Origin of the sequence: Nonomuraea sp. NPDC050680 (assembly GCF_040654555.1) — a bacterium.
Taxonomy (GTDB): domain Bacteria; phylum Actinomycetota; class Actinomycetes; order Streptosporangiales; family Streptosporangiaceae; genus Nonomuraea.
On sequence record NZ_JBFAIF010000001.1, the window covers coordinates 668,056 to 687,515 of the forward strand.

General features: G+C 69.2%; 16 protein-coding genes. 7 read left to right on the forward strand and 9 right to left on the reverse strand.

The features are described from left to right. Window positions 1-10 precede the first annotated feature (10 nt). The gene (locus AB0H88_RS03225) at window positions 11-1,087 is read right to left on the reverse strand and encodes a 3-oxoacyl-[acyl-carrier-protein] synthase III C-terminal domain-containing protein (RefSeq protein ID WP_357640612.1); all 1,077 of its coding nucleotides are present in this window, start codon (window positions 1,085-1,087) and stop codon (window positions 11-13) included. Window positions 1,088-1,179: 92 nt separating this feature from the next. Between AB0H88_RS03225 and AB0H88_RS03230 the strand changes: the two genes are divergently transcribed. Then, window positions 1,180-2,055 (forward strand): UbiA family prenyltransferase, encoded by an 876-nt coding sequence (locus AB0H88_RS03230; protein ID WP_357640614.1) that lies wholly within the window; start codon window positions 1,180-1,182, stop codon window positions 2,053-2,055. Window positions 2,056-2,190: 135 nt separating this feature from the next. Here AB0H88_RS03230 and AB0H88_RS03235 read toward each other — a convergent pair whose 3' ends face one another. Together AB0H88_RS03235 and AB0H88_RS03240 are read right to left on the reverse strand one after the other, a co-directional pair. Next, entirely contained in the window at window positions 2,191-3,381 is a 1,191-nt protein-coding gene (locus AB0H88_RS03235; protein WP_357640617.1) for an NAD(P)/FAD-dependent oxidoreductase, read from the reverse strand. Window positions 3,382-3,431: 50 nt separating this feature from the next. Further along, a complete protein-coding gene (locus AB0H88_RS03240; RefSeq protein ID WP_357640620.1) occupies window positions 3,432-4,472 on the reverse strand; it encodes a LacI family DNA-binding transcriptional regulator in 1,041 nt (346 codons plus the stop codon). A gap of 132 nt (window positions 4,473-4,604) precedes the next feature. On the opposite strand from AB0H88_RS03240, the gene AB0H88_RS03245 reads away from it, so the two are divergent. Genes AB0H88_RS03245 through AB0H88_RS03265 form a run of 5 tightly spaced genes read left to right on the forward strand, consistent with a single transcriptional unit; the run spans window position 4,605 to window position 11,277 of the window. Continuing rightward, window positions 4,605-5,936, forward strand: a complete 1,332-nt coding sequence (locus AB0H88_RS03245) for an ABC transporter substrate-binding protein (protein ID WP_357640623.1) — start codon at window positions 4,605-4,607, stop codon at window positions 5,934-5,936. After that, complete coding sequence (locus tag AB0H88_RS03250; protein WP_357640625.1) at window positions 5,936-6,859, forward strand: sugar ABC transporter permease; 924 nt, start codon at window positions 5,936-5,938, stop codon at window positions 6,857-6,859. Before AB0H88_RS03245 ends, AB0H88_RS03250 begins: the two co-directional genes overlap by 1 nt. Then, on the forward strand, window positions 6,856-7,665 hold the full coding sequence (locus tag AB0H88_RS03255) for a carbohydrate ABC transporter permease (protein ID WP_357640627.1): 810 nt from the start codon (window positions 6,856-6,858) through the stop codon (window positions 7,663-7,665). Before AB0H88_RS03250 ends, AB0H88_RS03255 begins: the two co-directional genes overlap by 4 nt. 9 nt (window positions 7,666-7,674) lie before the next feature. Next, window positions 7,675-9,792 carry a family 43 glycosylhydrolase gene (locus tag AB0H88_RS03260; RefSeq protein WP_357640629.1) on the forward strand — a complete coding sequence of 706 codons (2,118 nt, stop codon included), beginning with the start codon at window positions 7,675-7,677 and terminating at the stop codon, window positions 9,790-9,792. Window positions 9,793-9,795: 3 nt separating this feature from the next. Beyond that, a complete protein-coding gene (locus tag AB0H88_RS03265; RefSeq protein ID WP_357640632.1) occupies window positions 9,796-11,277 on the forward strand; it encodes an alpha-N-arabinofuranosidase in 1,482 nt (493 codons plus the stop codon). Between the two features lie 194 nt (window positions 11,278-11,471). Here AB0H88_RS03265 and AB0H88_RS03270 read toward each other — a convergent pair whose 3' ends face one another. The 4 genes from AB0H88_RS03270 to AB0H88_RS03285 all read right to left on the reverse strand — a co-directional run bounded on the left by AB0H88_RS03270 (window position 11,472) and on the right by AB0H88_RS03285 (window position 16,340). Then, a complete protein-coding gene (locus tag AB0H88_RS03270; protein WP_357640635.1) occupies window positions 11,472-12,980 on the reverse strand; it encodes an alpha-N-arabinofuranosidase in 1,509 nt (502 codons plus the stop codon). Between the two features lie 53 nt (window positions 12,981-13,033). Next, window positions 13,034-13,939 (reverse strand): carbohydrate ABC transporter permease, encoded by a 906-nt coding sequence (locus tag AB0H88_RS03275; RefSeq protein WP_357640638.1) that lies wholly within the window; start codon window positions 13,937-13,939, stop codon window positions 13,034-13,036. Continuing rightward, window positions 13,936-14,811, reverse strand: a complete 876-nt coding sequence (locus AB0H88_RS03280) for a sugar ABC transporter permease (RefSeq protein WP_357640641.1) — start codon at window positions 14,809-14,811, stop codon at window positions 13,936-13,938. Before AB0H88_RS03280 ends, AB0H88_RS03275 begins: the two co-directional genes overlap by 4 nt. A gap of 194 nt (window positions 14,812-15,005) precedes the next feature. Next, window positions 15,006-16,340, reverse strand: coding sequence for an extracellular solute-binding protein (locus AB0H88_RS03285; protein ID WP_357640643.1), 1,335 nt, complete (start codon window positions 16,338-16,340; stop codon window positions 15,006-15,008). Between the two features lie 396 nt (window positions 16,341-16,736). Here AB0H88_RS03285 and AB0H88_RS03290 point away from each other — a divergent pair, with 396 nt between their 5' ends. Further along, window positions 16,737-17,756, forward strand: a complete 1,020-nt coding sequence (locus AB0H88_RS03290) for a LacI family DNA-binding transcriptional regulator (RefSeq protein ID WP_357640644.1) — start codon at window positions 16,737-16,739, stop codon at window positions 17,754-17,756. On the opposite strand, the gene AB0H88_RS03295 is transcribed toward AB0H88_RS03290, so the two are convergent. Next, window positions 17,753-17,998 (reverse strand): hypothetical protein, encoded by a 246-nt coding sequence (locus tag AB0H88_RS03295; protein ID WP_357640647.1) that lies wholly within the window; start codon window positions 17,996-17,998, stop codon window positions 17,753-17,755. The genes AB0H88_RS03290 and AB0H88_RS03295 overlap by 4 nt on opposite strands. Continuing rightward, window positions 17,982-19,460 carry a glycoside hydrolase family 43 protein gene (locus AB0H88_RS03300; protein WP_357640649.1) on the reverse strand — a complete coding sequence of 493 codons (1,479 nt, stop codon included), beginning with the start codon at window positions 19,458-19,460 and terminating at the stop codon, window positions 17,982-17,984. Before AB0H88_RS03300 ends, AB0H88_RS03295 begins: the two co-directional genes overlap by 17 nt.

Consider the following 19,460-nt stretch of genomic DNA (forward strand, 5'->3'; position numbering starts at 1 on the left):
ATGAGCGCGGTCACCAGCGGATCAGGACAAGTTCCGAGCAGAAGCCGGGGCCCATGGCGATGATCAGTCCCCAGGTTCCCGGCTCGGGCGGCCGGGTGGCGAGGGTGTCGCCGAGCACGTGCAGGACCGACGACGAGGACAGGTTGCCGTTGGCCGCCAGCGAGCGCCACGTCACGTCGAGCGCGTCCGCGGGCAGGCCGAGCACGTCCGACACGGCTTCGAGCACCTTCGGCCCGCCGGGATGGCACACCCACGCCGTCACCTCCCCGGCCGTCACGCCGTGCCCGGCCAGAAAGCCGTGCACGTCGTCGGCCAGGTACCGCCGCACGACCGCCGGGACGCTCGCGTCCAGCATCACCCGGAACCCGGTGTCGCCCACCTGCCATCCCATGACGTGCTCGGAGCCCGGATACAGGTGGCTGCGCGTGGCCACCACGGTGGGACCGGCGGCCGCGCGTCCGCCGCCGCAGGCCACCACGGCGGCCGCGCCGTCGCCGAACAACGCGCTGGCGACCAGGTTCGCGGGCGATGAGTCGCCCCGCTGCACGGTGAGCGAGCACAACTCCACCGACAGCAGCACGGCCACGTGGTCCGGCCAGCCGCGCAGGTAGTCGTGGATCCTGGCGATGCCCGCCGCGCCGGCCACGCAGCCCAGGCCGAAGACGGGCACCCGCTTGACATCGGGCCGCAGGCCGAGCGCCGCCGCCAGCCGGGCATCGATGGAGGGTGCGGCGATGCCGGTCACCGACGTGAACATGATCATGTCTACGTCGGTCGGCTCCAGTTCGGCCGCGTCCAGGGCGGCCTTCACACTCTCGAGCCCCAGGTCCACGGCGACCGAGACGAAGGCGTCGTTGGCGGCGCCGAAGCCGTTGAGCTTCCCATACTGCTCGATGGGCAGGGCGAGATTGCGGTAGTCCACCCGGGCACTGCGGTGCAGGCGGTCGAGGAGGCGCCGGTCGGTGTTCTCCGGCAGCAACTCGCGGGCGGCCATGTCGGTGAGCTCGGACTGTGGGTATCGGTGGGGAGGGAAAGCACAACGAACTGCGGCGATACGGGTCATGCGTTCTCCCTCGGCAGCCGACAACTCTCGCTCCGACGCTTCCCGTCCAAATGGTCATCTAAGCCACGCATGGCGTGGGAATTCTCGGCGGCGATCGCCCGGTCTACGATCACCTTGTGACTGACCCCGACACCGCGGCCGCCGCCGTCGTACGCGATGGGCCGGGGCGACCGGCCGTCGGGCTGGTGCGCGCGTGCCATCCCGGCCCGACCGCGGCCGTGACCGCTCTGGTCACCGCGCTGGCCGTGGCCAGCGGGCGCGACGCGGTCGGGTGCGTGCTTGCGGGCGCGGCCGTGCTGACGGGGCAGCTCTCGATCGGCTGGTGCAACGACGCGGTCGACGCCGAGCGGGACGCGGCGGCCGGGCGTGCGGGCAAGCCCGTCGCGGGCGGCGCGGTGAGCGCGCGTGCCGTCTGGATCGCCGCACTTGTGGCGCTGGCCTCCTGCGTGCCGCTGTCGCTGGCCTCCGGCTGGCGGGCGGGCGCGCTGCACCTCACGGGGGTGCTGGCTGCCTGGGGGTACGACTTCGGGCTGAAGGCGACACTTCTGTCGTGGGTGCCCTACGCCGTGGGGTTCGGCGTGCTGCCGGCCTTCGTGACACTGGGCCTGCCCGGTGAACCGTGGCCCGCGTGGTGGGCGGTCCTGGCCGCCGCGCTGCTCGGTGTGGGCGCGCACCTGGCCAACGTGCTGCCGGACATCGCGGGCGACCTGGACACCGGCGTACGCGGCTGGCCGCAGCGCATGGGCGCCACCCGCGTACGGCTCCTGGTGCCCGTGCCGCTGCTGGCCGCCACCTGCCTGCTCGTCTTCGGCCCCGGAGGCGCCGCCCCCGGCGTGGCGGGCTGGCTGGCCGTAGCCGCCGCCTCGGCCCTCGCGGCCACGGGGCTGCTCCTGGCCACCCGGTCCTCACGGGTGCCGTTCGTCACCGCCGTCGCCGTGGCGGCCGTGGACGTGATCCTCCTGGTCGCCGGCGGGGCCTCGCTCACCGCGTAACCCACATCGCCCCACGCCCGCTCACCGCGTAACCCACATCGCCCTCACGCCCTCACGCCCGCTCACCGCGTAACCCACATCGCCCTCACGCCCTCACGCCCGCTCACCGCGTAACCGCATGGCCCCACTCCCCGCTCACCGCCCAGCGCGCAAGGATCCGCGCAGCCACCTCATCCCCACGGCCAGCGCGAGCGGCGCGGGCACCGTCCCGGCCCCGAGCCCAACCTCCACCAGCAGGTCGAACACCTCCTTGCGGCGCACGGAGGTCTCGATCGCCGCGTCGATGAAACCGGGGAACTGGGCCAGCCGGGCCAGCACGTCGGTGGTGCGCAGGTGTCTTCCGAGCGCCCTGCGCAGCTTGCCCCGATACAGCGCCAGCGGATCGCCCGGCGACTCCACCGCCGCCTCGCCGGCCAGCCGCCCGGACAGCAGCGCGTAGTAGATGCCCTCGCCGGTAAGCGGGTTGATCAGCCCCGCGGCGTCACCGGCGAGCAGGACCCGTCCAGCGCCGGGCATCGGCCGCCCGGTCGAGAGCGGCAGATGGTGGGCGCGCAGATCGCGGGCGGGCCGGTCGGGCAGCAACTCGGCGAGCCTGCCGTGCAGCACCTGACGTCCGGGCGCCCCCGCCGCGCGCAGCCGGGGCAGCAGCATGCCGAAGCCGACATTCGCGGTGCCGTCGCCGATGGGGAACGACCACGCGTAGGCCGGCCAGCCCGCTTTCTGCATGGCGATGAGCTGGACATCGTCCTCCTCGGGCACGTCGGCGTAGCCGCGCACGGCGATGGCGGTGTGCTTCTCGGCGGCGGCGGCCAGGCCGATCAGGCGGCGCACGACCGAGCCGGCGCCGTCGGCGGCCACCACCGTACGGGCCCGCAGCCGCCCGTCGATGACCACCCCGGACCCGTCGAAGACGAGATCCTTGACGCGGTGGCGGCGTACCTCGACGCCCCTGGCCCGCGCGGCGGCCACCAGGCGAGCGTCGAACACCCGGCGCGGCACCACGTGATTGGGCCGCGCGGCCTCGGCGGAGACCCGCACCCCACCCGGTGAGACCACGGTCAGGCGGGGAGTGGGCCGGTAGTCGTCGATGAGCGCCGGCAGCCCCAGCAGGGCCAGTTCGTCGCGCCCGTGGGCGGCGATGCCGTCGCCGCACGGCTTGTCACGGGGAAAGTCGGCCCTGTCCAGCAGGAGCACGCGCAGCTCCGGGCGTAGTTGCGTGGCCCGCAGCGCCGCCGCCGAGCCCGCCGGTCCCGCTCCCACGATCGCCACGTCCCACATGTCGTCCATGCGAGTTCTGTCCCACTGCACGCACGACCGGAAACTCATGCGGCGACTGACCGCTGCCGCGAATGTCGCCGTCGCGGCGAAAGGCTGTTCTAGTTGAGCGTTCGGGAAGGCTCTTCCCCCAGCACATCCGTACTCTCCCGAAATGCCAGTCGATGCGGCACGCACACCTCATGTGCCTTACCCGTCCCGCCGCTCAGCCGCTCGGCCAGCAGGTCCACCGCCGACTGCGCGATCAGCGCCTTGTCGGGCGCCACGGTCGACAGCGTGGGCGTGGCGAACCGGCCGTCCTGGATGTCGTCGAACCCCATCACCATGACCTCGCCCGGCACCTCGCACCCCCGCTTGAGCAGCGTCCGCAGGGCGCCCAGCGCGAGCGTGTCGTTGAAGCAGAAGACCGCGTCCGGCGCGCCGGAGTCGAGCAGGCGGCTCATGGCCTCGGCGCCGTCGGCGCGCCCCCAGCGTGCGACCGGCGCGACCAGTGACGGGTCGGCGGGGACGCCGGCTTCGGCGAGCGCCTGCTGGTAGCCCTTCAACCGCAGGCGGCCCGTCGCGGCGACGGCCGTGCGCTGCACGCCGATGGCGGCGATCCTGCGCCTGCCGCGCTCGGCCAGGTGCAGGGTGGCCGCCCGCGCGGCGGCCACGTTGTCGATGCCGACGTGATCGTAGGGCGAGCGGCCCATCCCGATGCGCTCCCCGAGCAGCACCATCGGCGTACGCTCGTCGCGCCCGGCCAGGTCCTTGCCCGTGAGCGCGAGCGGGCTGAACAGCAGCCCGTCGATGAGGTGGTCGCGGATCCCGGAGATCACCACGCGTTCCTTGGTCCGGTCGCCCTGGGTCTGGTCGATGAGCACGGTCCAGCCTCGCCGGTCGGCCGCCTCGATGACGTGCGTGGCCAGTTCGGCGAAGTAGGGGTTGTCCAGGTCGGGCACCGCCAGCGCGACCACACCGGAGCGGCCCGCGCGCAGGCTGCGCGCCGACAGGTTCGGCCGGTAGGAGAGCTCGGCTATGGCCGCCGCCACCCGGGCGCGTGTCTCGTCACTGACATGCGGATAGTCGTTGACCACGTTGGACACGGTCTTGATCGACACCCCGGCCAGCTCGGCGACGTCCTTCAGCCTCGGCCGCACCATGCCCCCTCGCCCCCTTCGCCGTCGGAACCCTATCTGGTTTACAACGATGTAACGAACTGGCGCCAGACAATTTACAACGTTGGAACCAACGTTGTAGAACGTCCGTAACCTCACTGGCAGGAGTGATCTGGCATGTCCCTCGATAATCTCTCCAGGCGGCACGCACTGGGCCTGGGCCTCGGTGCGCTGGTCATCGGCGCCGCGGGCTGCGGCGGAGGCGGCGGCGGTCCCAAGCAGGCGCAGGCGCCGGCGACCACGGCGGCGCCCACCGCATACGCCGGGCCCTCGGTCTCGCTGAAGTTCTGGAACGGCTTCACCGGCGGCGACGGCCCGGTCATGAAGAAGCTGGTGGACCAGTTCAACGCCGAGCACCAGAACATCAAGGTGTCGATGAACGTCTACAAGTGGGAGGACTACTACGCGAAGGTCCCCGCGGCCGTGTCCGCAGGTCAAGGCCCTGACCTCGGCATCATGCACGTCGACAGCGTCGCCACCAACGCGGCACGTCAGGTGGTCCTGCCCCTTGACGACGTGGCCAACGCGCTCAGCCTCACCGAGGCGGACTTCTCCCCGCCGGTCTGGAAGGCCGGCGTCTACAAGGGCGCGCGCTACTCGATCCCGCTCGACGTGCACCCGCTCGGCTTCTTCTACAACAAGACGGTCATGAAGCAGGCCGGGCTCGACCCGGAGCAGCCGCCCAAGACCGGCGAGGAGTACATGGCGGCGCTGGAGACGCTGAAGAAGGCGGGCATCCAGGGGCACTGGGCCACGCCGTTCCCGTTCACCGGAAGCATGCAGTTCGGGTCGCTGCTCTACCAGAACGGCGGCCAGCACTTCGCCGACGACGCCAGCGTCTCGCGCTTCGCCGAGGACCCCGGCGTGCAGGCCCTGACCTGGCTCGTCGACCTCGTCAACAAGGGCTACAGCCCCAAGAACGTCGGCCAGGACGCCGACTTCATCGCCCTGCAGAACGGCAAGGCCGCCTTCAACTGGAACGGCATCTGGTCCATCAACACCCTCAAGGAGATCAAGAACCTGGAGTGGGGTGTCGCGCCGCTCCCGCAGATCGGGGCGAAGCCGGCGGCGTGGGCGGGCTCGCACCAGTTCGTGGTGTTCAAGCAGCGTACGCCCGACCAGAACAAGCTGACCGCGGCCAAGGTGTTCATCAACTGGATCAGCGGCCACTCGCTGGAGTGGGCCAAGGGCGGCCAGGTGCCGGCCCGCAAGTCGATCCGCGACAGCGCGGAGTTCGCGGCGCTGAAGGAGCAGGCCACGATCGGCACCCAGATCGACTACCTGTACTTCCCGCCGTCGGCGGCGGGCATCGGGGACGCCTTCGCGGCCGTCGACCAGGCGATCAACGCGGCGATCCTGCTCAAGAAGAGCCCCAAGGACGCGCTCACGGAGGCCGCCGCCAAGGCCGACAAGATACTCGAGGCCAACCGGAAGAAGTACGGCGCCTGATGGTCGCGATCTCGGCGAAGAGGGCGGCGGAGGAGACGCCGGGGCGGGAGGTGCGCGTTCCCCGATCGGGCAAGGCGACGCCGTACCTGTTCCTGGCGCCGTACCTGATCCTGTTCTCCGTGTTCGTGCTGGCCCCGGCCCTGTTCGGGATCTGGGTGAGCCTGCACGACTGGGACTACATGCTCGAAGGCAAGCCGTTCGTCGGCCTGGACAACTACACCGCGCTGTTCGACGCCCAGTCGCCCGTCTACGGCGACTTCTGGATGTCGATGCGGGCGACCGGGATCTTCACCGTGTTCAGCGTGCCGTTCCTGGTCGTGCTGCCGCTCGGGGTGGCGTTGCTGCTCAACCGGCCCTTCCGGGGCAGGACGTTCTTCCGGGGGCTGTTCTTCGCGCCGTTCGTGCTGGGCGTGGCGGTGGTGTGCCTGATGTGGCGGCTGCTGCTCGACCCGAACCTCGGCCTGGTCGCCTGGATACTCGGCACGCCGATCCCCTGGACCACCGCCACGCCGTGGGCCTGGATCGCGCTGGTCGGGGTGACGGTCTGGTGGACGCTCGGGTTCAACGCGGTGATCTACCTGGCCGGGATGCAGGACATCCCGCGCGAGCTGTACGACGCGGCGAAGGTGGACGGCGCGGGCCGGTGGGGCGAGTTCGTCCACGTCACGCTGCCGGGGCTGCGGCCCGTCGCGCTGTTCGTGGTGACGACGACGATCCTGGCCTCGGCGAACATGTTCGGGCAGTCGTACCTGCTGACCCAGGGGGCGCCGGGCGGGGAGACGCGGACAGCGATCATGTACATGCTCCAGCAGGGGCTCAGGGAGTACAAGATGGGCAGCGCCTCGGCCATGAGCTACCTGCTCACGCTGCTGCTGATCCTGGTCAGCGTGGTCAACTTCCGGCTGTTCAGGACTCGGTCATGAAGCGCTACACGGGCCTGCTGGCCCTCACCGTGCTGTTCGTGGGCCCGCTGGTGTGGGCCTTGGGCGTGTCGTTCAAGACGCAGACCGAGGCCACGCGGGTGCCCCCCACACTGCTGCCCGCCGAGCCGACGACGTCCGCGTACGGGACGGTCTTCCAGGGCACCACGGACACGCCGGTGCTGCGCTGGTTCGCCAACAGTCTCGTCGCCGCCACAGGGCACATGCTGCTGGTACTCGTGGTGTCGTCGCTGGCCGCGTACGCGCTGGCCAGGCTGGAGTTCCCCGGCAAGAAGCTGATGTTCGGGATGATCGTCGGCACGCTGCTGGTGCCGGGGTTCGTCTTCCTCATCCCGCAGTTCCTGATCGTCGACCAGCTCGGCTGGCTGGACAGTCTCACGGCGCTCATCGTGCCGGGGGCGGCGGGCGCGTTCGGGGTGTTCTTCCTGCGGCAGTTCTTCGTCGGGCTGCCGCGTGAGCTGGACGAGGCCGCGCTGATGGAGGGCGCCAACCACTGGCACATCTTCTGGCGGATCACGCTGCCGCTGTCGCGGCCCGCGCTGGCCACGCTGGCCGTGCTGAGCTTCCTGTCCAACTGGAACGACTTCATCTGGCCGATCTACGTGATCTTCAGTCCCGAGTACTTCACGCTGCCGCCGGGCCTGTCGATCCTCCAGGGCGCGTACACGATCCACTATCCGGTGATCATGGCGGGCGCGGTGCTGGCCAGCATCCCCGTCCTGATCCTCTTCAGTCTGACCCAGCGGTACGTCATCGAAGGCATCTCTCGTAGCGGCCTGAAAGGCTGACATATGTACTTGGCTGCCATTGCCACGCTGATCCTCTCCCTCTTCACCAATCCGGTGTCCGGCTCCTTCTCCGACACGTTCGCCGACCCGTCGGTGATCCGCGGGCAGGACGGCTACTGGTACTCCTACGGCACCTCGGACCCGCTGCGCGAGGGCGAGAAGGTCCTGCACAACCTGCCGATCGCCCGCTCCGGCGACCTGGTCAACTGGACCTACGTGGGCGACGCGTTCGGGCCGGACAACCTGCCGTCGTACGCGGCGCCGGGCAGTCTGTTCTGGGCCCCGGACATCCGGTACCTCGACGGCCGATACGTCATGTACTTCACCGTCACCGACACCGCCACCACGCCCGCCAACTGGGACTACTCGATCGGCGCCGCCACGGCACCCACGCCGACCGGGCCATGGACGCACATCGACGCCCCGGTCGTCGCCCCGCGTCCCTCGGGCAACTCGTACTGGAACACGATCGACCCCTCGCAGTTCACCGACGTGGACGGGCGCAAGTACCTGTACTTCGGCGGGTTCTTCGGCGGCCTGTGGGTGAGCGAGCTGTCCGCCGACGGGCTGCACGCCACCGGGCAGCCGCAGCAGGTCGCGATCGACAACAAGTTCGAGGGCGCGTACGTGGTGCGCCATGACGGCTACTACTACCTGCTCGGCTCCTCGGCGAACTGCTGCGCCGGGCCGACCACCGGCTACTCGGTGCTGGCCGGGCGCTCGACCAGCCCGCGCGGGCCGTTCGTCGACCGCGAGGGCGTGCCGCTGCTGGCCTCGCGCGCCGGTGGCACTCCTGTCCTGGACCAGAACGGCAACCGCTTCATCGGCACCGGCCACCACGCCCAGCTCACCGACCTTTCCGGTCAGGACTGGATGCTCTACCACGCCATCGATCGAAGCGACCCGTTCCTGGACGAGCCGTACGGGATCAACGAGCGGCCCATGCTGCTGGACCGGCTGGACTGGATCGACGGCTGGCCGACCGTACGGGCGGGGGCCGGGCCTTCCGAGCGGTCGCGGGAGACGCCGGTGACCCGCGGGGTCGTGGACGATCGGTTCGCGGGCGATCTGTCGGGCTGGCGGAACACGGCCGGCTGGACCGTACAGGAGGGACATCTCCGTGGCCAGGGCACGCTCATCAGCCGCAAGTCGCTCGGCGGGGACGTCCGCGTCGAGACCGACCTGAAGACGGACAAGTCCGCCGGGATTCGCATCGGCGGCACGACCGCGGTCGTTTCGCGCGACGGGTTGACGCTGACCTCGGGCGGCGCGTCCCGTACGGTGGCGCTGCCGGGAGGGGCCGCGAGCTGGCACAACCTGGCCGTCACCGTCAAGGGACGGACGATCACCGCCGAGGTGACCGAGGCCCGGCTCCGTGACCCGCAGGCGAGCGTCACCGTCACCGGCAGCGCGAACGGCCCGATCGGGCTGGTCGCCGACGGGGGCGCCGACTTCGACAACGTCTCCGCCGCCCCGCTGTTCAAGGCCGTCACCAAGGCGGCGCCGACGCCGCGTACGGGCAGGCTGCTGGACGCCGACGAGTTCACCGGGCCGCTCGACCCCCGCTGGACCTGGGTGCGGCAGGACGCCGCGGCCACGATCGAGCAGGGCGTGCTGCGCTGGCCCGTCCAGGGCACCGACCTGGTCGGGACCGGCAACAAGGCGTCGGTGCTGCTGCGCGAGGCCCCCAAGGGCGACTACGTCGTGGAGACCAAGGTCACGCTCGACCTGGGCGAGGACGCCATACGCAACTACCAGCAGGCCGGGCTGGTCGCCTACGCCTCCGACGACGACTTCGCCCGCCTGTCCCAGGTCGCCATCTGGAACACCCGCCAGGTCGAGTACGGCCGCGAGCTGACCTTCGCCGGCCGCCTGTCCTACGGCGGCAACATCGTCGGCCCGCCCGCCAAAACCACCTGGCTTCGGCTGGCGCACCACGTGGACCCGGCCAACGGGGAGCACGAGTTCCGCGCCGGATCCAGCCGCGACGGCAAGACCTGGACCTGGGGCGGCGTGTGGACCTTCCCCAAGGACGCGGCCGTGCGCATCGGCCTGGTCGCCCACGGAGGGGCCCAGCCGGCCGTCAACGCCGACTTCGACTACGTACGCGTCTACCGAGGAGCCTGACCTGTGCCGCAAGCACACCTGACCCTTGACCCCTCTTTCCGCATCGCCCCCGTCAACCGGCGCCTGTTCGGCTCGTTCGTCGAGCACATGGGCCGGTGTGTCTACACCGGCATCTACGAACCGGGCCACCCGGCGGCGGACGACAACGGCTTCCGCACCGACGTGCTGGAGCTGGCCCGCGAGATGGGCGTGAGCGTGGTTCGCTACCCGGGAGGCAACTTCGTCTCCGGCTACCGCTGGGAGGACGGCGTCGGCCCCGATCGGCCCTCCCGGCTGGACCTGGCCTGGCGGCAGATCGAGACGAACGCGTTCGGGCTCAACGAGTTCATGACCTGGACCCGGGCCGCTGAGGTGGAGCCGATGATGGCCGTCAACCTCGGCACCCGGGGCATCCAGGAGGCCTGTGACCTGCTCGAATACACCAACCACCGCTCGGGTACGCAGTGGTCGGACCTGCGGGTCAAACACGGAGTGACCAACCCGTACGGGATCAAGCTCTGGTGTCTCGGCAACGAGATGGACGGACCCTGGCAGATCGGCCACAAGACCGCGCACGAGTACGGACGGCTCGCGAACGAGACAGCCAAGGCCATGCGGCTCGTCGACCCCGACATCGAGCTGGTGCTGTCCGGCAGCTCCAACAGCGGGATGCCGACGTTCGGCGCGTGGGAGGCCACCGTGCTCGAACACGCCTACGACGCGGTCGACTACCTGTCGCTGCACAACTACTACGAGGAGAACGGCGACCTGCCCGGCTTCCTCTGCAGCGCCGTGGACATGGATCGCTACATCTCGGCCATCGTGGCCACGGCCGACCACATCGGGGCGAAGCTCCGGCGCAAGAAGAAGATCAACCTGTCCTTCGACGAGTGGAACGTCTGGAACCAGAGCCGGTTCACCGGGCGCGAGCGCTCGCCGTTCCAGGAGGCGCCGGAGCTGATCGAGGACACCTTCACCGCCGCCGACGCCGTGGTGGTGGGGGACTTCCTGATCACCCTGCTGCGGCACGCCGACCGGGTGAGCATCGCCTGCCAGGCGCAGCTGGCCAACATCATCGCGCCGATCAGGACCGAGCCCGGCGGCCCGGCCTGGCGTCAGACGATCTTCCACCCGTTCGCGCTGACGGCCCGGCACGCGCGCGGCACCGTGCTGCGGGTGGAGCCGTCCGGGCCGCTCCTGGAGACCGAACGGTACGGCGAGGCGCCCGCGCTGTCGGCGGTGGCCACCGTCGACGGGTCCCAGGTGGCGCTGTTCGCCGTCAACCGGTCACCCGACCAGGACCTCGACCTCACCGCCCGGCTCCCGGCGGCGGTCCGGCCGGTGTCGGCCTCGGTGATCGCCGCCGGGGACGACCCGCACCGGGTGGAGGCCCTTCCGCGGCCGCTGACCGTACAGGCCGACGGTGACCGGCTGACGGCGCGGCTGCCCGCCGCCTCGTGGACGATGATTCTTGCGGAGTGCGAAAATCTGCGCGATCCTCAATAATTTGTCGTCCGGAGGCAGTCGCCCTATGTCGGGAAGTCCGCCGGCCTGAGCGCCCGGGCGACGATCCGCACGTCCCCGATCCAGCCGTAGAAGCCCTGCCCGTACTGGAGGGCGAACTGGGTGCCCCCGATCACGAAGGTCGATGACCCGGTTGGGATCGATCGCGTTTCGGTTTCCCTCCTCGGCCGTGCGGGTCAGTCGACGGACAGCCGGATCGCGGTCCAGGACACTGGCGGCAGGCTTGCCCGCAAGATGCCGTCGGTGACGTCCGCGTCCTTCGCTGGGCCGGGGACGACGCGGTCGGGGTCGTCCATGGTGTTCGTGGCATACAGGTCCTCGTCGGCGAGGGTGTACGACTCCGACACCCGCAGGCCCGGGCGGAAGTCGGCCAGTGAGACCGCCAGGTCGATGCCGTCGGTGAGGTGCCGGTTCACGACGAAGACCGTGACGTCGCCGGTCTCGGCGTCGTGGGTGGCCACGGCGTCGAGGACGGGCACCGAACCGTACCGGGCGGTCGGGTAGCTGGGCGCCTGTGTCTCTATACGCAGCACTTCGCCGCGGGCGAGGCGGGAGGTCAGTGCGAACGGGTGGAAGATCGTCTGCCGCCACGTGGGACCGCCGGGCTCGGTGCGGATCGGGGCGATGACGTTGACCAGCTGGGCCTGGCAGGCGGCGGTCACTCGATCGCTGTGCCGCAGCAGTGAGATCAGCAGGTTGCCCACCACCACGGCGTCGACAACGTTGTAGCAGTCCTCGATGACCCGGGGGGCGACCTGCCACTCGGTCTCCTGTGTGGCTTGGAAGGTGCTTTGGTACCAGACGTTCCATTCGTCGAAGGAGATCTTGAGCTGCTTGGAGCTCTTCAGCTTGGCGCCGACGCTGTCGGCAGTGGCGGCGACGCTGTTGATGAAGTGGTCCATGTCGACCGCCGAGGCGAGGAAGCTGCCCAGGTCACCGTCGATCGGTTCGTAGTAGGCGTGCGCCGAGATGTAGTCGACCGCGTCGTAGGTCAGCTCGAGGACCTCTGCCTCCCAGGCGGCGAAGGTCGGCATGGAGGAGCTGGAGCTGCCGCAGGCCACCAGTTCCAGCCACGGCTCGGCGCTGCGCAGTGCCCGGGCCGTCTCCATGGCGAGCCGGCCGTACTCTCGGGCGGTCTTGTGCCCGGTCTGCCAGGGGCCGTCGAGTTCGTTGCCGAGGCAGAACATGGTCACACCGTACGGTTCCGCGGATCCGTTGGCTTGGCGCATGAGTGCCAGGCGGGTCCGGTCGGGATGGTTGAGATATTCCTGTACGTCCAGGGCCTCCTGCACGCCGCGGGTACCGAGGTTGACCGCGTACATGATCTCGACGTCGGCCTTGCGCGCCCAGCGCATGAACTCGTCGATGCCGACCTCGTTCGTCTCCAGGCTGTGCCAGGCCAGGTCGCGCCGTACGGGCCGGTCCGCGACCGGGCCGACGCCGTCTTCCCAGCGGTAGCCCGAGACGAAGTTGCCGCCGGGGTAGCGCACGAGCGAGACGCCGAGTTCGCGGGTCAGTGCGAGCACGTCGGCACGGAAGCCGTCGGCGTCCGCGGTGGGGTGTGAAGGTTCGTAGATGCCGGTGTAAACGCATCTGCCCATGTGCTCGACGAAGGAGCCGAAGGTGCGGCGGGAAACCGGTGCGATGGTGAAGGCGGGGTTGAGGGTGAGGGTCGCGGAAAGCACAGATCTCCCAGAGATCGAGGGGATGTGGTCATGAGTGGCGTCGGGCGGGAGGTTCACTTGAGGCTGCCTACGGTCAGCCCGCCCTGCCAGTGCTTCTGCAGGGTGAGAAAGGTGATGATGAGCGGGATGACGGACACCAGGGAGCCGATGATGATCAGGCTCCAGAGCGACTGACCGCCGCCGTTGTTCGAGCTGGCCAGCTGCGACCACAGGCCGATGCCCACGGTGAGCGGGTACAGCTTCGCGTCGGACAGCATCGTCAGCGGCAGGAAGTAGTTGTTCCAGGTGGAGACGACCGACAGCAGCAGCACGGTCACGACCGCGGGCCGCATCAGCGGCAGCGCCACCTGGAAGAAGGTACGCAGTTCCCCCGCACCGTCGATGTGGGCCGCGTCGAGCAGGTCGTCGGGCACGGACGCCGCGGTGTAGACGCGCATGAGGTAGACGCCGAACGGGCTGAGCAGCGAGGGCAGAATGACCGCCCACACCGTGTCGGTCAGCCCGGCGTTGGACATCATGACGAACGTCGGGATCACCAGGGCGGTCAGCGGCACCATGACCGAGCCGAGCACCAGCGCGAAGACGACGTTGCGCCCACGGAACCTGTACTTGGCGAATCCGTATCCGCCCAGCACCGAGATGATCGTCGCACCGATCCCGCCGGCCAGCGCGTACAGCACCGAGTTGCCCAGCCAGCGCAGGTATTCGCCGTTGTTGAAGGTGAACAGGTCCCGCAGGTTGTCGAACAGGTGGAAGCCGTTGAACCACAGGGCGCCCGTACCGGAGAACAGCCCTTCGGCGTTCTTGGTGCTGGCGACGATGAGCCACCAGACCGGGACGAGAAAGTAGCAGACCAGGGCCAGCATGAGCAGCTTCGCCAAGACGTGGCGGGGACGTCGCCCGCGCCCGGTGGACACACGGCGGGGACTCGACCCGCGCGTGGTGGATGCGGTGCTCACGTGAAGATGCTCCCTCGCTTGCGGGTGAAGAACATGAAGATCGCGACCGCCACGAAGACGACGATTCCCAACGCGAAGGAGATCGCCGAGGCATAGTTGAACTGGGCGTAGGTAAAGGCCAGGTTGAAGGCGTAGATGTTGGGTGTGAAGTCCGGCGTCACCGAGCCGTTGGCGATCGGCCCGAGCGCTTGAGGCTCGGTGAAGAACTGCAGGGTGCCGATCAGCGAGAAGATCAGGATGAGCGCGAACGCCGACGACACCATCGGGACCTTGATGCGCAGCGCGATCTGCAGGCTGGTGGCGCCATCGATCCGGGCCGCCTCGTAGATCGAGGAGTCGATGCCCTTCAAGGCGGCGTAGATGATGACCATGTAATAGCCGGACCACTGCCAGGTGACGACGTTGAGCAGGCCGTAGAAGATGTTGCCCTGGCTGAGCATGAACGGCGCCTGGGTGTTGAACAGCGAGAAGATCTGCTCGAGCGGCCCGAAGCTCGGGCTGTAGAGGAAGCCCCACATCAGTGCGCCGATCACCGCGGGCACCGCGTACGGCAGGAAGATCATCAGGCGGGAGAAGCGGGCGAGCCGGCCGGTGATTTCGTCGAAGAGGAGTGCCGCCGCCAGCGCGACGATCATTTGCAGCGGGATGACCACGAGGCTGAACCGCAGCACCAGCCACAGTCCCGTGAGGAAGGACGGGTCGGTGAACGCGCGGATGTAGTTGTCGATGCCCGCGAAGGCGGTCCCGGTGGCGAGTCCCTTGGTGTAAAGACTCAGGTAGCCCGCGTAGAGCAGCGGCGCTATCAGGAAGACCAGGAACACCACCAGGAACGGCAGGATGAACAGCCAGCCGACGGCACCACGCCGCGCCAATCGGCGGCCTGGTGGCGCCGAGGCGGCTCGGTGCCGCGTGCCGGTGCTTGCGCGTAGCGGTGTGGGTGGTGTCGATCGGGTGAGGGCCATGGCGGTTCGCGTCTCTCTTTGCGGCGTCGTCGCGTCACGAGCGAGGATCGGGCGACCGCCGACTGCGGAGGAGCAGAGCAGCGGGCGCCCGTCCGGTCGGCGGATCACTGAACGATGAAGCCCTGGCTCTTGGCGTACTTGACCATGATGTCCTGGAGCTCGGTCGCCGCCTGGTCGCCGGTGGTCTTGCCGCTGTTGATCTTCACGATCTGCGCCTGGAGCTGGGCGTAGTAGTAGACCGTGAAGGGGCTGTACGTGGCGCCCTGGTAGGCGTCCCCCGCGGGGAGGTAGATGTCCTTGTTCGCCGTCTGGCCGTTGAAGAACTCGACCTTGTTGTTGATGAAAGCGTCGGACTTCAGCACGCTCTGGTTCAGCGGGAAGATGGTCTGCGTCTTCCAGCCGTCGGTCAGCGACGCGTCATCGGCGTAGAGGCCCGTCGCGACCTTGGCCGCGGCCTTCTTGTCCGCGGCCTGCGAGGTCACCGCGAAGGCGGAGCCGCCCCAGTTCACCGAGACCGGCGCGTTGACATCCCACTGAGGCAGCCGCGCCACGGCGAACTTGCCCTTCGACGCGCCGCTGCCCACGCCGGCTCCGGTCAGGTATCCGGGGGCCCAGGCCGCGGAGATGTATGTCGCGTACTTGCCGTTGACGACACCGGCGATGTAGTCGGTGGTGAACTGGTCCGCAGTGCCGACCAGCTTCTTGCCGACCAGGTCGGCCCAGTAGTTCAGCACGTCCTTGGTGGCCTGGTCGTCGAGCTTGATGGTGATGTTCTGCTTGTTCGCCAGGTCGTAGGTGAACGGCTTGGCGCCCTTCTGGATCATCAGGGCGGTCACCACGGCCGGCACGTTGCTGCCGAGATCGCCGAAGAGCGGACCGCCCGCGGCCTTCACCTTCGCGGCGGCCTCGGCGTAGTCGGCCCAGGTCTTCGGCGGCGTCTTGATCCCGTACTTCTCGAAGACGTCCGTGCGGTAGATCATCGCCATCGGGCCGCCGTCGACCGGTATCGCGTACACGGCTTCGCCCTGCGAGACGTCCTTCCAGGCGCCGTCGCTGAAGTTGGCCTTCACCTCGTTGGCGCCATAGGCGCTGATGTCGACCAGGGCGTCCTGGATCTCGAAGCCGACCAACTGGTCGCTCTCCAGCATGATGACGTCGGGCGCGCCCTTCTTCGCCGCGATCGCGGTCTGGAACTTGGCGTACTGGGCGGCGCCCTGACCAGCGTTCGTCCAGCAAACCTGCACGTCGGTGTGCGCGTTGTTGAAGTTGTCGACGACCTTGGCCATGTTGGGGTACCAGGCCCAGACCGTGACGCGGGCGGCATCCGGGCGGACGATCTTGTTGGTGCAGTTCGTCGGCTTGGCCTTGGCGGCGGTGTCACCGCCGTCTCCACCGCTTCCGCAGGCGGCCGCGCCAAGGGCGATGGACGAGATGGACATCGTGACCACAAGACGTCGAAGCGCCATCTTGTTCCTAAAGCTCAATGTTCCGGCCTTCCTGGGTGAACTTGCCGGCCTGCGATCCGCGCGGCGGTGCGCACACGATCCCTGCACGCTCGCCTACGGGCGCACTCGGTCGGGAACAATCCGGAGGACCGTGGCCGTCGATGCCACCGGACAGGTTCTCGGCGGATGGAGGATGCAATGTCGCGCTCGCGCGGCGGATGACGCGGGGAGGGGAAGCTCCCACGCTGGGCAAGCTGTGTTGTATGTTGGCATTTGCAGCGCTGCAAAGGACTATGCACTGACCCTCCGGCTCTGGCAAGAGGCAATATCTCCGAAATATGATCGTTACATCAGGGCACATGAGTGCCCCCTACACTCAGGAGGAACCTCGTGCGGGACGCCACGCTGCGTGACGTTGCCGAGCTCGCCGGGGTCTCGCCCCGCACGGTCTCGAACGTGGTCAACGGCTACGCCCACGTGACGGCGGCCACCCGGGAGAAGGTCGAGCGCGCCATCGCCGAACTCGGCTACCGGCCGAACGTGCTCGCCCGCAACCTCGCCAACGGCCGCTCCGGTCAGATCGCGGTCGTCGTGCCGTACCTGGACACCCCGTACTTCGCCGAACTCTTACAGGCCATCATTCCGGCCGCGCGCAAGAGCGGCTACAACGTCCTCATCGACCAGACGGACGGCGACCGGCAGCACGAGGGCGAGCTCATCAGGCGCGGCTCCCGAGGCTTCCTGTTCGACGGCATGATCATCAGCCCGCTCGGCCTGTCCCAGCAGGACCTGTCCGTGCGCGACCTGTCGTTGCCCCTGGTCGTGCTCGGCGAACGGGTCTGCGACGGCACGTTCGACCACATCGGAATCGACGACGTCGCCGCCTCGCAGGATGCCGTCTCACATCTGATCTCACTCGGCCGCAAACGCATCGCGGCCATCGGCGACCAGCCGTACGCGACCGGCGAAGCGGCCCAGTTGCGCACGCGCGGCTTTCACAACGCGCACGCCGCAGCCGGGCTGCCGGTCGACGAGTCACTGATCATCAGAACCCCCCGGTTCAACCGGGCCGACGGCGCGACCGCGATGGCCGCACTCCTTGACCGCGATGACCCGCCCGACGCGGTGTTCTGCTACAGCGACCTGGTTGCCTCCGGCGCCATCCACACCATCCTGGAGCGCGGGCTGCGCGTTCCCGAGGACATCGCCATCATCGGCTACGACGACATCGAGGACGGCCGCTACAGCCACCCCACGATCAGCACGATCTCCCCCGACAAAACCGCCATCGCCCAACTGGCGGTTGAGCGACTGATCATGCGGATCAGCGGCCCCCAGCCGGTTGCCGGCGTCGAGCTGCTCGCCAAGCACCGGCTGATCCCCCGCCAGAGCACCCTCGGGCGCAGCTAGGAAAGCCCATGCCTCGAGAGCGCAAGAAGATCCGCCAGGACGTGTCGAGATGCCGGGGCACTGGCGGCCAGTTGCTCGGCGATCGGCCCGGGCAGCGGCCCGAGCTGCCGCGACGCCGCGTCCGCGCTCACCCGGCGCTCGCCGAAGTCCAGGGCGCGCCACGTCCGATGGTCTCTGCCCCAGCCGTGCACCAGGAGCAGCGCGGGCCCATCGTGGCCCCGGATCTCAACGTGCGGCTTCATACCGGATCTGCTCGAAGCGCGCCGTGCAGCCCTCGCCCGCCAGGTCCTGCACCCAGAACCCGGCGAACGCGCCGGTGAAGCCGAAAGCCCGCATCTGGCCGTCGATGCGCTCGTCGGCATGCTCGTCCGACAGGATCGTCGCGTCCAGCTCGGGGCCGTGGTTGAAGCGCACGACCGGCCCGTCGAACTCCACGCGCAGCCTGACCTCGCCTGCCACGGGGCCGAGCAGGTGCTCGGTGCGGGCGCCCCGGTCGCTGCTGGTCAGCACGAGCCCATGGGTGGTCACCGCGAGATAGAACCAGTTACGCGAGTTGTAGTACGCGGCGATGCCGGCGGACTGATGGACGGTGCCCGGCTCGAACCGCATGACCGCCTCCAGCGAGCACTTCTGGGCGGTGACTCGGTGGGCGACCAGGCTCGGGGCGCGCAATCCGTACGGCGACTGACCGCCGTGCACGGTGAGGCCGTCGTGGTCGGCGGTCAGCCAGTCCGGCGAGGGGGGCCGGCGCAGCGTGCTCCAGTCCTGCTCCAGCCCGTTCCAGCCGTCGGCCGCCGGCCACGGATGGGCGGGCAGCGCGGGCGCAACCACCTCCACGGCGGGCACGCCGCCCGCCACGCGCGGCCAGCCGTCCACCCACTCCACACGCTGCAGCGCGCTCTCGCGGCCGAGCACGCAGGTGCGGTTGTGGTACGGGCGGCCGACGAGGTGGGCGAGGTACCACTCCCCCGTCTGCGTCTCGACGAGGCAGCCGTGGCCCGCCTTCTGCAGCTCCAGGCTCGGGTCGTGGCGCGAGGTGAGCATCGGCCCGGCCGGGTCCTCCTCGTACGGCCCCGCCATCGAACGGGAACGCAGCACCGTGACGCCGTGCTCGTACCCCGTGCCTCCCTCGGCCACCATCAGGTAGTACCAGCCGTCGATCTTGTACAGGTGCGGCCCCTCGGTGATGTTGCGGTTGGGCAGGATCAGCTCGGGTTCGCCGCCTTCGAGGGGCTGCAGTTCGATCCCGGCGAACCCGCGTCCGGGGCGGGAGTCGAAGACCATGTTGAGCAGCCAGCTCCGGCCGTCCTCATGGTAGAGGGAGGCGTCGAAGCCGCGGCCGGGCAGCCGGACCGGGTCGGACCACGGCCCCTCGATCGAGGACGCGGTGACCAGGTAGTTGGCGATGTCCTTGTAGCCGAGGGCGTAGTTGTCCATCACGCCGTAGACCAGGTGGAACAGCCCGTCGTGGTAGGTCAGGTCGGGCGCCCAGACGCCACCGGAGTCCGGCACGCCGGACAGGTCGAGCCGCCCGCGCTCGGTCAGGATGCCGCCGAGCGGCCGCCAGTTCACCAGGTCGCGGGAGTGGTGGACGCGTACGCCGGGATACCACTCGAAGGTCGAGGTGGCCAGGTAGTAATCCTCCCCTACCCGCACGATCGACGGGTCGGGGTGGAAGCCGGGAAGGACGGGATTGCGGATCAA

Excerpts from the sequence above, each read along its gene's own strand:
- AB0H88_RS03255 (WP_357640627.1), top strand. The coding sequence starts at position 6,856 with ATGAAGCGCTACACGGGCCTGCTGGCCCTCACCGTGCTGTTCGTGGGC.
- AB0H88_RS03295 (WP_357640647.1), bottom strand. The coding sequence starts at position 17,998 with ATGAAGCCGCACGTTGAGATCCGGGGCCACGATGGGCCCGCGCTGCTC.
- AB0H88_RS03285 (WP_357640643.1), bottom strand. The coding sequence starts at position 16,340 with ATGTCCATCTCGTCCATCGCCCTTGGCGCGGCCGCCTGCGGAAGCGGT.
- AB0H88_RS03245 (WP_357640623.1), top strand. The coding sequence starts at position 4,605 with ATGTCCCTCGATAATCTCTCCAGGCGGCACGCACTGGGCCTGGGCCTC.
- AB0H88_RS03240 (WP_357640620.1), bottom strand. The coding sequence starts at position 4,472 with ATGGTGCGGCCGAGGCTGAAGGACGTCGCCGAGCTGGCCGGGGTGTCG.
- AB0H88_RS03235 (WP_357640617.1), bottom strand. The coding sequence starts at position 3,381 with ATGAGTTTCCGGTCGTGCGTGCAGTGGGACAGAACTCGCATGGACGAC.
- AB0H88_RS03250 (WP_357640625.1), top strand. The coding sequence starts at position 5,936 with ATGGTCGCGATCTCGGCGAAGAGGGCGGCGGAGGAGACGCCGGGGCGG.